The following is a 14,273-nucleotide window of genomic DNA, read 5'->3' on the forward strand; positions in this document are numbered from 1 at the left end:
TGTATTTTCGATATTCATGGCAAGTGAGCTTTAGTCTTTTTTGTCAATAATCGCGATTCGTTAAATCCCGTATCATCAACTTGACAATACAAATGTAGGAACATTTTTAGTACTGTGCAATACACAATACCATAGAAAGCAAAATAATTGGTTAAGGATATTACCCTAACAAAGCCGAAAACTCAAGTCCATACTCACTTTCCAAAGAAAATTTGTTTTGAACTGATTTTTTTGAAAAGTGACGAACGGCAATTTTTGAGGGACGAACTACGCAAATCGGGAATAAGTTGTGGATAAACACGGGTCACTCTTTTGTAAACAGTTGTCATTTAACATATTTTTTTTGGGCATTTTGTTTGATTATAACATAGGGCGTTTATTTTTGCTAAAGATGAAGAGACTATTAAGCGTTATACTTCTCAGCCTGATGTGTATTCAGTTACTTCCTATTAAGGAAGTAGGGAAGTTATTGTTTAATAATCAGATAGTTGAAGAGCATGTGGACGGTGCTGCTGAAAACAGCTGCGGCCAGAAATGTGGTTTTAAGCTATTGAAAGACTATTACGGAAGAAACTCTGAACTGAGTGAACAGATTGCGCACGCGCTGATCGTGAGCACCTTACATTACCAGTTGTTCGAGAACATTCCAACCAGCCCCATTAAGGAAATACATACGCCTCCTCCAAACCGCGCCCTTTTTTCATAAACTCTCAACCAGCACCGCTTAGGTGCCTTTTACCTTTTCACACGCTTTTATTTCAAACTGGCAGACGACTTTCCACGTCCTGATTCGGCATGGTGGCCTCATTCCTTCGTGAATGTATCCGCAAACCGATGAATGAAGATGTTGAATTGACGCGTCTGGGCAAATCTCGAAAACCATGAACAAGACATCGCCCTTTTCAAACGTGAAAGGAGACCTGTCCGCAGGCCTCGTAGTATTTCTGATCGCAGTGCCGCTATGCCTGGGTATAGCTTTGGCCTCTGGTGCGCCACTATTCTCAGGCATGATTGCCGGCATCGTTGGTGGCATCGTCATTGGATCATTAAGCGGCTCTAACCTGAGCGTATCAGGTCCTGCAGCCGGTCTTACCACGATCGTACTGGCAGCCATCGGCTCCCTGGGTTCTTTCCCGGTATTTTTAATGGCTGTAGTATTAGCCGGCGGCTTGCAAATATTACTCGGCCTGGCAAGGGCCGGTACCATCGCAAGCTATTTTCCATCGAACGTAATTACCGGTATGCTTACCGCGATCGGTATTACCATTGTACTAAAACAGATCCCACATGCCTTTGGGTACGATAAAACCGCTGAAGTGGACGAGGGCTTTACCGTACAGGCGTTAATCGATACGGCCAGTAATATTCACCCGGGAGCGATAATTATCACCGTTGTGTCTATTCTCATCCTGCTTTACTGGAACAAAATTCCAGTTGTAAAAGCTGTTCCGGCAGCCCTGGTAGCGGTATTGTCGGCCATCGCCATCAATGCCCTGTTCATTGCCACCGGTTCGTCGCTCGCGATCGTTTCGCAGGAACACCTGGTAACGCTCCCAATAGCTACCGACTTTAACAGCTTCCTGGGACTGTTTACCCTGCCTGACTTCAGCAGCCTTACCAATGGCGCTGTCTGGATGTCCGCTGCGACCATTGCTGCGGTGGCATCCATCGAAACTTTGCTGAACGTAGAAGCCACCGATAAACTCGACCCGATGAAACGTCATTCTCCTCCTAACAGGGAACTGATGGCGCAGGGTGTAGGTAACGTGATCAGCGGTATGATTGGCGGTTTGCCCATTACTTCGGTAATTGTGCGCTCTTCCGCTAACATTAATTCCGGCGGTCGCACTAAACTGTCAAGCATTACACATGGTACGCTGTTATTAGTGTGCGCCACCTTCATCCCATTCCTGCTTAACCTCATTCCGCTGGCTACATTGGCCGCCGTACTGCTTGTAACCGGTTATAAACTGTGTAAGATTTCTGTTTTCAAACAAATGTTTGCCAGGGGTAAATACCAGTGGGTACCGTTTATCGTAACTGTAGTGGCCATCATCGCTACCAACCTGTTGGTGGGCGTTGCGATCGGTTTGGCGGTGAGCGTTATCGCGATTTTGCGTGGTAACCTGAAAAGTCCGTACTTCTTCCACAAAGAGAAATACCGCACGGGCGACTTTATCAAGCTGGAACTGGCACAGGAAGTGTCTTTCCTTAATAAAGCGAACATCCTGCTTACACTGGATCATTTACCTGCAGAAAGCACGGTGGAAATTGACGCCAGCAAAACCGTTTACATAGATCAGGACGTACTTGATATTATTCGTGAGTTTACGCAGATTAAGGCGCCTCAAAATAAGATCAAGGTGATTTTGAAGGGATTTAAAGAGGCGTACAAAATTTCAAATACCGATCACCTGTTCCTCGACAAACCTTCTTCCGAGCGGCCGGTGAGCGTAGTAACGAATGGTACACACACAGAATTACTCAAAGAATTACAGTATAACTAACTTAAAAATTGAACAAACATGAGGACGCACGATAAAGTATCCCAGTCAAGCCTTACTCCGGCTACTACATTAGAATTTTTGAAAGAAGGTAATCAGCGTTTTGTGAGCAACCTGCGCATCAACCGCAACCTGTTACAGCAAGTGAACGATACCCGCGACGGTCAGTGGCCTGCCGCGGCAATCGTTAGCTGTATGGACAGCCGCACTTCTGCGGAACTGATCTTTGATCAGGGCCTGGGCGATATTTTCAGTATTCGCCTGGCTGGTAACGTTATTTCCGATAACGTACTGGGCAGCCTGGAATATGCAACCAAAGTTGCGGGTTCTAAGTTTATCGTGGTATTGGGTCACACCAAGTGCGGTGCTATCAAAGGTGCATGCGATGGCGTTGAAATGGGCAACCTGACCGGCTTGCTGAACAAAATCCGCCCGGCTATTTTCCAGGAACAAACAATTAAAAACGATCGTACTTCACACAACCCTGCTTTTGTGGATGCGGTAACACATATTCACGTGGAGCGTTCCGTACAGGCGATCATGGAGCAAAGCTCTATCCTGTATGACATGATCCAGAAAGGAGAAATCGGCATCATTGGTGCCATGTATGACGTAGAAACCGGCGAAGTAAGCTGGATGGAAGAAACAATGTGCTGCGGCGCACGCCAGATGGCAACTTCAGCAGAAGCTGCTGCTAACGCTTAGTTATCGAGTGAAAAGGGCGATAAAAACAAACGGCGGAACGATATGTTCCGCCGCTTTGTTTTTATAACTTATGGCTACTAAAGGTATTTATCTCCCTTATGCCTTTTTACTTCAGATACATACTCTTTGATCTGCTGTTCGTTCTCCTTCTTACACACGAGCAATACGTCTGCCGTATCGATGACAATGTAGTCGTCGAGGCCTTGTAGTAACACGAGTTTGTCGTGCGGCGCCTTTACCATATTGTTGGCAGCTTCTACGAGCATTACGTTTTTACCTTGCACCGCGTTACCCTGTTCGTCCTTATCCAGGTTGTCGTAAGCAGACGCCCAGGTACCCAGGTCGCTCCATCCGAAATTGGAAGGGATCACGTACACGTTATCCGCCTTTTCCATAATTCCGTAGTCAATGGAAATGTTGGTGCACTGAGAATAGATACGTTCGATCACTTCGGCTTCCGCATCCGTGTTAAGCGCGGCTTGCTCATTTACAAACAGCTCGTCCATTTCGGGGAGGTGTGTTTTAAATGCTGCCAGGATGCTGCGGGCATTCCAGACGAAAATGCCGGCATTCCAGAGGAAGTCACCACTTTTCAGGAAGGTTTTGGCCAGCTCCAGGTTCGGCTTTTCGGTAAAAGTTTTCACCTTATACACATTGTCGGCCACCTGTTCGGTCTCGAACTGGATGTAGCCGTAGCCCGTGTCGGGACGAGTAGGTTTAATGCCCAGCGTAACCAGTGCGCTATGTTTTTCAACAAACTGCAGCGCATTCAGGCAGGTGCTGGTAAAGCTTACCCCGTCCATGATAAGATGATCGGCCGGCGCACAGATAATGCTCGCCTTCGGATCTTTTTTGCTGATCTTGTGGGAGATGTAGTCCACGCACGGCGCGGTGTTTTTCCGCGAAGGCTCGCCCACGATATTAGCTTTAGGCAGTTGTGGTAATTGCTCGGCCACCAGGTCTGCATAAGCATTATGGGTCACTACATAAATATTGTTAGGGGGAATGAACTGTGCAAACCGTTCATATGTCCACTGCAATAAGGTTTTTCCAGTATTAAGCATGTCCAGGAACTGCTTGGGGTAGTCGGTGCGGCTATAAGGCCAAAAACGGCTACCGATACCTCCGGCCATAATGGCCACGTAGAAATGGTTATTCAAGGGTGTCATCTCTTTTAAATAATTCCTTCTCTGATTAAATCGTGTAAATGTATAATTCCCGCATATTGGTCACCTCTCATGGCCAACAGTTGTGTAATATCGTATTGTCGCATCATTTCCAGGGCATTTACCGCTAACTCTTCTTCCTGAATGGCTTTAGGGTTAATCGACATAATATCTGCGGCTGTAACATCCTTTGGATCAATGCTTTTTTCGAGCATACGGCGTAAATCGCCATCCGTTATAATTCCCTGTAATTGGCCTGCATCATCTAAAACTGCCGTGACTCCCAGCATTTTTGATGATATCTCCACGATAACTTCGCGGAGGGAGCTGTTTACATTTACTTTGGGCGCATCGTGCAATTTACGAAGATCTTCCACTTTAAGGTAGAGTCTTTTACCAAGTGTGCCTCCCGGATGAAATTTTGCAAAATCGGCCGCGGTAAAGCCTTTTAACTCGATGAGGCAAACTGCCAATGCATCGCCCATTACTAATTGTGCTGTTGTGCTGGAAGTAGGAGCCAGGTTATTGGGACAAGCCTCTTGCTCGACGCTCGTATTCAGCACAAATTGTGCCGAGCGCGCCAGAAAAGAATCTTTCTTTCCTACCATCGCGATCAACACGTTACCAAAATTTTTGACCAGGGGAACCAGTACCTTTATTTCCGGCGATTCGCCGCTTTTGCTGATGCACAGTACAATATCATGTTCACGGACCATACCGAGGTCGCCATGGATTGCGTCCGCGGCATGCATGAATATAGCGGGAGTACCTGTAGAATTAAGGGTGGCGACAATTTTTTGTGCGATGGCGGCGCTTTTACCGATGCCGGTAATAACAACTCGCCCCTCACATCGGGCAATAAGCTCTACGGCACTTGTAAAATCGTCGTCGATATATTGCTCAAGGCTGCGGATGGCGGCCGCTTCCAGTCCTATGGTTCTTAAGGCCGTTTCCTTTATATTAACGGATATCTGTTGTTTCATACGGCAGCTGCGAATTTACCACTTTTTGGTGATGGCCCGGTGCGATTAAATTTCTTGACTGAAAGGGGTTTTTTCGTTAATTTCGTGTCCCCAAAAAACACATTCGAACTTTTTTCCATCTGTTAGTTCTGAATAGAGTCGCGTTTTATTTTAAAACTTCATATGTAATGGCTGTTGCAAAGGTAAGTTTGTTGGATGCATTACACGAACATTTCGGTTTTGATTCCTTCAAGGGGAACCAGGAAAAGATCATAAATAGCATCCTTTCAGGTAAAGATACATTCGTAATCATGCCCACGGGCGGTGGCAAGTCTTTGTGCTATCAATTACCGGCACTCATGCTGCCGGGCGTGGCGCTGATCGTTTCGCCGCTGATTGCGCTGATGAAAAACCAGGTAGACCTGGTGCGTTCGTACAGTAGCAAGGATAATGTGGCGCATTTTCTAAACTCTACATTAACAAAGGCGCAAATTAAAAAGGTAAGATCTGATCTTACCTCCGGTAAAACGAAAATGCTTTACGTAGCGCCGGAAACGCTCACGAAGCAGGAAAACCTGGATTTCTTCCGCGAACTCCAGATTTCGTTTATTGCCGTAGATGAAGCGCATTGTATTTCGGAGTGGGGACACGACTTCAGGCCGGAGTACCGCCGTTTAAAGGAAATGATCGACATGATCAGCAGCGACCTGCCGATTATTGCGCTGACCGCTACGGCAACGCCGAAAGTACAGAGCGATATTGTGAAGAACCTCGTGCTTCGTACGCCCGAGATTTTCATTTCTTCCTTTAACCGTCCCAACCTGTACTACGAAATCCGCTCCAAGCGTAAAAAGGACCAGACCATCAAGGACATCGTTAAGTTTATCCATCAACATAAAGGGAAAAGCGGCATTATTTATACGCTTAACCGCAAAACGACGGAAGAACTTGCGGACATGCTGGTAGCTAACGGAATTAAGGCCGTGGCGTACCATGCGGGGCTCGATTCGGGTACACGTGCCTCAAGGCAAGACATGTTCCTGCTCGAGGAAGTGGAAGTAATCGTCGCCACGATCGCCTTTGGGATGGGCATTGACAAACCGGACGTTCGTTTCGTTATTCACTACAACATTCCCAAAAGCCTGGAAAACTATTACCAGGAAACTGGTCGCGCTGGCCGTGACGGGTTGGAGGGCATTTGTGTTTGCTTCTATTCGCATAAGGATGTGCAGAAACTGGAGCACCTGATGCGCGATAAAGCATTGAGCGAAAGGGAGATGGGTGCGCAGCTTATTAACGAAACAGTCGCTTATGCGGAAAGTTCCGTTTGCCGCCGTAAGGTAATTCTCCACTATTTCGGCGAAACGTTGGAAAAGGAGAATTGTGGCAACTGCGATAACTGCCGCAATCCGAAGGAGAAAATCGAAGTAAAAAACCGCGTCGTAATTGCACTTAAAGCGATCCAATCACTGGAAGAACGATTTGGTAGCGAATACGTTGTGAATATCATCACCGGTAAAACAAATCCGCAGATCAGCACTTTTAAGCATGACAAGCTGGATGTATTCGGTGAAGGCAAAGAATTTGACGCCCACTTCTGGAACTCGCTGCTTCGCCAAATGATGCTGGAGGGATTGATTGAGAAGGATATAGAAGAATATGGCCTGCTCAAAATTATGGACAAAGGCAAAAAATTCCTGAAAAAGCCTTACTCCATCATGGTATCGTTGAACCACCAGTTCGATGAAGAGGGTGGGGAAGAGGACGATGAGATTTCCGGCGAAGCGCAGGCTTCTGCGGATCCTGTGTTATTCGAGATGCTGAAGGAACTGCGTAAAAAGGTAGCAAAAGAAAAGAACCTGCCGCCTTTCGTGATTTTCCTGGAAACATCCCTCGAGGACATGGCCACGCAGTACCCCACCACGGTTCAGGAACTGGAAAAGATCCAGGGCGTGAGTAAGGGCAAAGCCATTCGTTACGGTAAACAGTTCGTGGACGTAATCGCCAAGTTTGTGGAGGAAAATGATATTGTGAAGCCCGATGACTTCGTGATGAAAAGCGTAGTAAACAAAAGTGGTCTTAAAGTATTCATTATCCAGAATATAGATAAAAAAGTACCGCTCGAAACCATCGCCAAAAATAAGGAGTTAACGTACTCCCAATTGCTGGATGAAATGGAAACGATCGTCGCCAGTGGTACTAAACTAAACCTGGATTATTGCCTGGACGAAGAACTCGATGATTACGCACAGGACGAAATCATGGAATACTTTAAAGGATGCGAAACATCCAGCCTCGCTTTAGCAAAAGAAGAATTGTCAGAAGATAACTACACCCTGGAACAATTGAAGCTCATGCGCATCAAGTTCCTGGTGGTGTACGGCAACTAACATAAAAGACACGACAATCGCCCCGCACAGCTGTTCGGGGCGATGAATTTTTAAGCGATGAACATCGAACGATTACAACAAGCAATTGCTCCTGCACGGGAACAGGTTATTACACATTCCCTGTACCAGAAACTGCAATCCCTGGAAGACGTGAAGTTGTTTATGCAGCATCATATTTTTGCTGTCTGGGATTTTATGTCGCTTCTCAAGGCGCTGCAACGCGAGCTTACATGTGTCAGCCTACCCTGGGTGCCAAAGGGCACTCCTGATACGCGCTATCTGATCAACGAAATTGTAACCGGCGAGGAGAGCGACGTAGATGAACTGGGTAATCGTTGCAGTCACTTCGAATTGTACCTTCGTGCTATGCAACAGGCCGGTGCCGATACCGCCCCGATGTTACAGTTGCTAAAAGAGGCCACGAAAGCGCCGATCGATGAAGTACTTTCCGAAAGCGTGTTACCCGGCGCAGTAACCGGTTTTCTACAGTTTACTTTTGGGGTAATCGCGTCAGCTAAACTGCATGTAATGGCAGCTATTTTTACTTTCGGCAGGGAAGATCTGATTCCCGATATGTTTCACGAACTGGTGCAAGACCTCGACGCGAAGTTTCCTGGTACATTAAGCATCTTTAAATATTACCTGGAAAGGCATATCGAAGTGGATGGCGGCCACCACAGTCAGCTGGCGCAGGAAATGGTAATTGCACTCTGCGGCAACGACGAACAAAAGTGGAACGAGGCAACTGCCGCGTCCATAGCAGCTTTGGAGTGGCGGGCGAAGTTATGGAGCGGTGTGCTTCAATAAAAAAGTTTAAAAATTGTCCTTCTATTTTTTGGACGTTTCAATCTTTTACTTACCTTTGCAATCCCTTACAACACAAAGGGATACAAGGATGGTGCGGTAGCTCAGTTGGTAGAGCAATGGACTGAAAATCCATGTGTCGCCGGTTCGATCCCGGCTCACACCACTAAAGCGGGAACAGTACAGTTAGATGTATTGTTCCCGTTTTCTTTTTCCCCTAAAACCCGCACCAGTCCTGTCATTTGACGGAATACTTCATTTACACGCGGAGTTCGACATTCATCATTTTTGCGATTATACAGCATCCCTTCGGGAAACACGGAAAATTGTAGCTTCTGTTTCTCTGCATATCCGCCAGAATCCCATGTAGCAGCGAGTTTTGAGGCATAACTAATGATGCCATCTACACATTTTTCAAGGTTCGACACCTTATTTCCCTGTTTTGCCAGTTCTTTAGCTATGGCATGGCGTTCTTCCAGAAATTTAGCCTTGTATTCTTCATACATTTCCCGGTCTATTTCTTCCATCGCAAGGCGATCTCTCAGCCGTTTTATCCTTCTGTCGATCTCTTCTATCTGCTGTTCCAGCCCTTCCCGTTTCTGGCTACTTTCCTGTGTTAGCTGGTTGTAGGTGGCAATAGTTTGTATTTTCAGTAATTGGCGGTAATCTTCGTTTACGTCGAGGGTATAACCTGCTATTAATTCCCGAAAGGTTTTATGTAGACTATCAGCCCTTTTATTGCATTTGCAACCAGGGGTATTACACTTATAATAGTATTCCTGATTTTTGTAAGCTTTATAGGCCCGTAAATAATTACCACAATAATCACATTTCAGGAAACGCTTCAGCGGAACTACTTCGTTTTCTGGTTTAACGCTATAGCCCTGATGGCGTTGGGAGAGAATGCCGTTCACACGTAGGAAGACCTCTTTTGATACCACTTTTTCCTGTATGCCCTCCACTACCCGGCCTTCCAGTGCATTATGGACAATTAGGCCACAATAGAATGGATTCCGTAAAAAGTCGGATATGCGCTGGTTACTTAATTTTAACCCGTGAGCCGCCAGCCGCGACCTTACCTCTTCATTAGATACTCCTTCTGCTTTCCACTGGAAGCCTTTACCAAGCAGTTTTCCCTTTTTATTAACAACAAATTCCTTCTTTCCATCCCTTTTTACAATATCATATCCCATTGGAGGAGCGGTACACCAAACACCCGTTAAGAGTTTTTCTTTCACTCCAGCCATGCACTTTTCCCGGCGTAGCTGGTTATCATACTCGCTGAAAATAAACTGGATATTTTGTTGCAGGCTGCCACTGGCGGTAGAAGCATCTGTTGGTTGCGTAACGGCATACACTACTATACCCTGTTTTTTCAACTGGTCCGTAATATACATGGCGTTTGTACCGGAACGGCTGAAACGATCTACGCTATAGACAATAATATAGGCAATCCGCTCTTTGCTCTTTTTCACAAAGGCCAGCATTTTATTAAACTCCCGGCGCTCGTCTGTTTTTGCACTTTCGTAGGTTCCCCCAAAATACCCCATAATCTGTAAGCCACCTTTGCTGGCGTATTGTTCACAAATTTTACGCTGTGTACCCAGGCTCATATTATTATCTGCCTGTTCTTTGGTGGATACACGCGTATAAATCACGCAGTTATTGCTACGCATTCCCTGCATTTTCTTCCCTTTGGCAAAGGAATCAAAAAGTAATAGTGTTTTATTCATGCTGCCTTTTGTTTGTTTTCTGCTATTGGTAAATCAATCACTTTCCCGGTGATAGCTTCTTGTTCAAAGAAAATGGTGTAGCCAATCCGGGTAAAAGTTTTTATCGTCTGTATTAGCAACGCAACCTGTTCGTCAGTATAATGCTGGAAGCTTGGCAAAGCCTTTACTTCTTCGGGGGTAATGTCATGCGTTCTATGTTGCAGGACTTGTAAGGATGCCGGGTGTAGGGTGTTCATAGAAGAGGAGTTGGGTTGAAAAGTATTTATCTTTTTTAAATACAGGAGCCGGATGCCCGGCCCCTGTCAACCGCGCTATTCATCATCCTCATCATCGTCCTCCTCTTCTTCTTCGTCCTCCTCACTGTTGGCTGAAATGATGTCCTGAATCTGGTGAATCACCTCCCGGTCTTGTTTGGAATAATGCAATTCCAGGGTGATTGTCTCGTCTTCCTCATCCACTTCCATAATGTGATGATCTAACTCGTGGGTACAGATAAGTGACGACACTTGCACCATTGCAGCACCTGGTACTTCAAACTGTTCTACTGTGAACTTTTTCATACTTGTGTTTTTTGATAATTAAAACACAAAGCTACGATGGCCGAAAAGGGCACTTTCCGGTTTGGGCAGGTTTGGGCGCAATTAGGCTCAACTTTCCCGAATTTTCCTGAATTTTTCTAAATTTTCCCGAATTATTAGGAATCAGCTATTGCCTTTACATTACATCTATAAAATAGATCCTTATTTATTACTATTGACTACTGAATGCTTTTGGAAGTCCACCCTGCTTGCCTGATACTTGAAAATCAATTGAAATTCACTCGGGAACCATTCGGTATTCATTTGGAAATGTTTGGTTTTTATTCGGATTTATTTAAAACCTAGATAACCGTTGTTCTGATCCGTAAAAAATAAAAGGCGGATAAGATAAAAATCAATCCCGCGTATGCAATGGAAAATGGTTGGCAACGGTAATGAATACGAACCCATTCATTGCACCTGTTACCCGAATGCTGTTTAGGAATCTCACAATGATTTCCCCGGTCAATCAAGTCATTTGCCGTAAATCCAAGATCGTTTAGCGTTTAACTTGTTACGTTAATCGCATCGGGCTGACTGTATTTTAAATGCGTAGCGTTCTTAAATAGAAAATCATTCACCTGTTGTCTTAAAAATCTGGCCCGGTTTATTAGCATACTACATTCTACAGAAGTCGGCAATTCTTTGTCGCTTGCATTGCCGGGCATATCACCAGTGAGTAATTGGCATAAACGCTTCCCCTCATTAGTATAGTCATCAATAAGATAACCTGCCAGATCAGTAAAATTATCCGTAAATTTTACCAACCGCTCTATGTTATCGGTGGCTATGGCATAACCTGTACCCGCCATTACCAACGCTTTTTAAGAACGGATAACGGACTGCTTTAACAGATGTACCGCCTGCACGTAATTATTCTCTTTATAGCATACTTCCCCTTTTAAAATAAAAACCTTTGATTCATCAAAAAGGGTTTTATACAAAAGATAAATACTCTGGATCATTGCTGTGTGCTTCACCTTCATCGTTGTTAAGGGCATACTTTGCAGCTTTTGAATTTTATCGTATAAAATAATGGCTGACTCAAATATTTTTACGATAAAGAAGTTCTCCTTTAATATCTGATGGTAGATGTATCCTAAGCGATGTACAATAACGTTCACCTGTACTTCTTTTTTAAGCAGGCGTTCGGTGAACAGGAGAATAGCGCTATCTTCTAATGGCTCCTCATCGCTTACCACCAGGAGAATATCATAACAGCAAGTTGTTTTTTCAACCCTGTGTTTTTCTGTAAGGCAACTCCTGTTCAAATTGGTTTTAACCCTGTTTCCATAGCAAAAGATGAATTGGGGCTGTATGTTTTCAACAATACGTTTGGATATAATATGCAGATCGTTTTGTTCTTTCCCTGTCAGGTGGCTTATTGACTTATGAATTTTCATTTTTTAGTTTTTTTGGAATTAATGGTATTGTCCTCCTTGTTGTGTGGCTGCTCTATTTCTATAAAATCGGTATTTGGCCCTATTCTAAAATATCGCTCCCCTAACGTGGAAATAATATGCGCCAGTGCATAGTAGGCATGGTGACAAAGTTTTTCAACCCTTCTGTCGCAATCACAGGAAATATGTAACCCGTCATGTGCTATGTAAATGGTTAATTTATAGGTCATGTTATAATTAATATTGTATAGCATTAGGAGACCTTCTTTAAAGGAGATTACTTTTAGTTTAGGTAAATGCCAATCCTTATATGTCAGAGTATTCGTATCAATATGCTTCTTTAGCATTTGCGCATCCAATAAGAAGGCCCTTTCATGCAAAGGGATGGTATAGGGGGTAATGGTATTACGCAGGTCTTTGTTAGGGGAATAGCTATTGTTGTTGTGCATGTGCTATTAGTTTAAAAATCAGGCATCCGTTTTATGGGTAATCAGGAGCAGGAATGTGGTACCACTATTATGATTGCTACCGATCATTACATCACCTCCTAATGAGGTTGCATAAAGTTTGGAGATGTACAACCCTAAACCTGTTCCGGCAAGCCCGTTGTCAAGTTGCCGGAACGGCTGAAACAGCAGATGAATTTTGTCCTCAGGAATACCCACTCCCTGATCTGTCACCTGAAATAATAACCGGTTGTCACCTAAAGGATGAATAGTAATGGAAATGTAGCTGTTGGGTGGGCTGTGCTTTATCGCGTTATCTATCAGGTTTTTCAATACCTGCCCCAACTTGATGACATCTGTAGTGATATATTCAGGTACAGATCGATGAACCACCGTTTTTAATTTTATATCCCTTACGGCAGTAATAAGATTATATTGACGCAGGTGCAATTTCAGCCATTCCCGTAATTGGACACGGGTATCTTTAAGTGTTATATCCAGGTTCCCATTCCCTACCGTAGCTGTAGCCATCATATTATCTAATACATGCAATAAGTCTTCGCCACTGTACTTAATATGGGAGAGGTACTGTTGCAGACGTTTACCGCTGCCGCGTTCCTCTAATAATATGGTACTGGCAGTACAGATACCGGCCACTTGGGTGCGCATTTCATGGGCCAGCATCCCCATAAAGGTTTTCATGGTTTCGGTATCTGCTGGCAGCGGGGTAGATTCGGGTAGATGGTTTACTGGTGTAGGCATAGAAGGTGATTTTAGGTCGTTAATTACATAGTAATGCCGTATCCCTATTGGATAACAGTTTTAGTAATGATCAACATAAATATTTAAGCAAGGGAATAGCTGCGGGAGCAAAGGGGGAATAAAAAAAGACGCAGGACTCAACTTGCCATCTGCGACCCGTAGGAAGGTTTGGGAATGGTCAAGAAGAGCCCGCGCCATAGCTTGGGCTTTACTTCCTGATCTCATCCCAGTTGAATTTCCTACGTTCGCAGGTGAGAATCGAAGAAGCAAGCTTCAAATAAGTTGAAGATTGCAAAAGTAGTTTTACAATTTGATTTATACCATAGGCGAATACTTAAGTCTTAGAATAATTCATGCCAATTGATCTTATTATGATTCTATTAGAATCTATTATAATCCTATTGGAACCAAAAATAAAATAATTATTCTAAAAAACAATCTTTCAGAATCTAAAATGATTCCAAAAGAACCTTTTATGATTCATTTAGAATCTAATTAATTAAGAATCAACAATTTATTCCTTAGTACATTTATAATACAGGTGATTATTATTTAATAAAAAACATGGACAAACCAAAGTTTAATAGGATTAAAGCTGTTTTGGCTGAAAAAGGGATTTCAAATAAGGAATTGGCTGAAAATGTTGGTGTTACAGAAGGAACCGTCTCTACCTGGTGTAGAAATTACAAACAGCCTAAGATTGAAACCCTTTTTGAAATTGCCCGGTATCTAAAAGTTGAAGCGGCTGATTTGGTGAGCAAAATGAAGTCTGTGGAATTTTAATGTGTTTTCTAGCTAGGGTCGGAGATGTAAAACTAAAGAC

At 44.1% G+C, this 14,273-nt stretch carries 15 protein-coding genes and 1 tRNA gene; 7 read left to right on the plus strand and 9 right to left on the minus strand.

The features are described from left to right. The first annotated feature begins 391 nt into the window (after positions 1-391). From MKQ68_RS22315 to MKQ68_RS22325, 3 genes are all read left to right on the plus strand, one after another. Positions 392-706 carry a hypothetical protein gene (locus MKQ68_RS22315; protein WP_244836422.1) on the plus strand — a complete coding sequence of 105 codons (315 nt, stop codon included), beginning with the start codon at positions 392-394 and terminating at the stop codon, positions 704-706. A gap of 175 nt (positions 707-881) precedes the next feature. Beyond that, the gene (locus MKQ68_RS22320) at positions 882-2,507 is read left to right on the plus strand and encodes a SulP family inorganic anion transporter (RefSeq protein ID WP_244836423.1); all 1,626 of its coding nucleotides are present in this window, start codon (positions 882-884) and stop codon (positions 2,505-2,507) included. An 18-nt stretch (positions 2,508-2,525) separates the two neighbouring features. After that, on the plus strand, positions 2,526-3,209 hold the full coding sequence (locus MKQ68_RS22325; protein WP_264281018.1) for a carbonic anhydrase family protein: 684 nt from the start codon (positions 2,526-2,528) through the stop codon (positions 3,207-3,209). 77 nt (positions 3,210-3,286) lie between these two features. Here MKQ68_RS22325 and MKQ68_RS22330 read toward each other — a convergent pair whose 3' ends face one another. Both MKQ68_RS22330 and MKQ68_RS22335 read right to left on the minus strand, forming a co-directional pair. After that, positions 3,287-4,378 carry a mannose-1-phosphate guanylyltransferase gene (locus tag MKQ68_RS22330; RefSeq protein ID WP_264281019.1) on the minus strand — a complete coding sequence of 364 codons (1,092 nt, stop codon included), beginning with the start codon at positions 4,376-4,378 and terminating at the stop codon, positions 3,287-3,289. Between the two features lie 5 nt (positions 4,379-4,383). Further along, positions 4,384-5,358: a KpsF/GutQ family sugar-phosphate isomerase gene (locus MKQ68_RS22335; protein ID WP_264281020.1), complete on the minus strand. Its 975-nt coding sequence runs from the start codon at positions 5,356-5,358 to the stop codon at positions 4,384-4,386. Positions 5,359-5,525: 167 nt separating this feature from the next. On the opposite strand from MKQ68_RS22335, the gene recQ reads away from it, so the two are divergent. The 3 genes from recQ to MKQ68_RS22350 all read left to right on the plus strand — a co-directional run bounded on the left by recQ (position 5,526) and on the right by MKQ68_RS22350 (position 8,697). Further along, positions 5,526-7,727: a DNA helicase RecQ gene (gene recQ, locus MKQ68_RS22340; RefSeq protein WP_264281021.1), complete on the plus strand. Its 2,202-nt coding sequence runs from the start codon at positions 5,526-5,528 to the stop codon at positions 7,725-7,727. 57 nt (positions 7,728-7,784) lie between these two features. Further along, positions 7,785-8,534, plus strand: coding sequence for a DUF3050 domain-containing protein (locus tag MKQ68_RS22345; RefSeq protein WP_264281022.1), 750 nt, complete (start codon positions 7,785-7,787; stop codon positions 8,532-8,534). A 90-nt stretch (positions 8,535-8,624) separates the two neighbouring features. Further along, positions 8,625-8,697: transfer RNA gene (locus tag MKQ68_RS22350), tRNA-Phe, on the plus strand. Here the strand turns inward: MKQ68_RS22350 and MKQ68_RS22355 are convergent. The 7 genes from MKQ68_RS22355 to MKQ68_RS22385 form a co-directional block, all read right to left on the minus strand. Then, complete coding sequence (locus MKQ68_RS22355) at positions 8,690-10,264, minus strand: recombinase family protein (protein WP_264281023.1); 1,575 nt, start codon at positions 10,262-10,264, stop codon at positions 8,690-8,692. The two genes, MKQ68_RS22350 and MKQ68_RS22355, sit on opposite strands and share 8 nt — an antisense overlap. After that, positions 10,261-10,500 (minus strand): hypothetical protein, encoded by a 240-nt coding sequence (locus tag MKQ68_RS22360; protein WP_244836431.1) that lies wholly within the window; start codon positions 10,498-10,500, stop codon positions 10,261-10,263. The genes MKQ68_RS22355 and MKQ68_RS22360 overlap by 4 nt, the downstream gene beginning before the upstream one ends. A gap of 75 nt (positions 10,501-10,575) precedes the next feature. After that, positions 10,576-10,824: a hypothetical protein gene (locus MKQ68_RS22365; RefSeq protein WP_264281024.1), complete on the minus strand. Its 249-nt coding sequence runs from the start codon at positions 10,822-10,824 to the stop codon at positions 10,576-10,578. Positions 10,825-11,348: 524 nt separating this feature from the next. After that, positions 11,349-11,654, minus strand: a complete 306-nt coding sequence (locus MKQ68_RS22370; protein ID WP_244836433.1) for a hypothetical protein — start codon at positions 11,652-11,654, stop codon at positions 11,349-11,351. A gap of 12 nt (positions 11,655-11,666) precedes the next feature. Next, the gene (locus MKQ68_RS22375) at positions 11,667-12,245 is read right to left on the minus strand and encodes a hypothetical protein (RefSeq protein WP_244836434.1); all 579 of its coding nucleotides are present in this window, start codon (positions 12,243-12,245) and stop codon (positions 11,667-11,669) included. Next, positions 12,242-12,691 (minus strand): hypothetical protein, encoded by a 450-nt coding sequence (locus MKQ68_RS22380; RefSeq protein WP_264281025.1) that lies wholly within the window; start codon positions 12,689-12,691, stop codon positions 12,242-12,244. Before MKQ68_RS22380 ends, MKQ68_RS22375 begins: the two co-directional genes overlap by 4 nt. 18 nt (positions 12,692-12,709) lie before the next feature. Beyond that, positions 12,710-13,450: a sensor histidine kinase gene (locus MKQ68_RS22385; protein ID WP_244836435.1), complete on the minus strand. Its 741-nt coding sequence runs from the start codon at positions 13,448-13,450 to the stop codon at positions 12,710-12,712. Between the two features lie 564 nt (positions 13,451-14,014). Here MKQ68_RS22385 and MKQ68_RS22390 point away from each other — a divergent pair. Then, the gene (locus MKQ68_RS22390; RefSeq protein ID WP_244836436.1) at positions 14,015-14,233 is read left to right on the plus strand and encodes a helix-turn-helix transcriptional regulator; all 219 of its coding nucleotides are present in this window, start codon (positions 14,015-14,017) and stop codon (positions 14,231-14,233) included. The last annotated feature ends 40 nt before the right edge of the window (positions 14,234-14,273 follow it).

It is taken from the genome of Chitinophaga horti, assembly GCF_022867795.2.
Classification (GTDB): domain Bacteria; phylum Bacteroidota; class Bacteroidia; order Chitinophagales; family Chitinophagaceae; genus Chitinophaga; species Chitinophaga horti.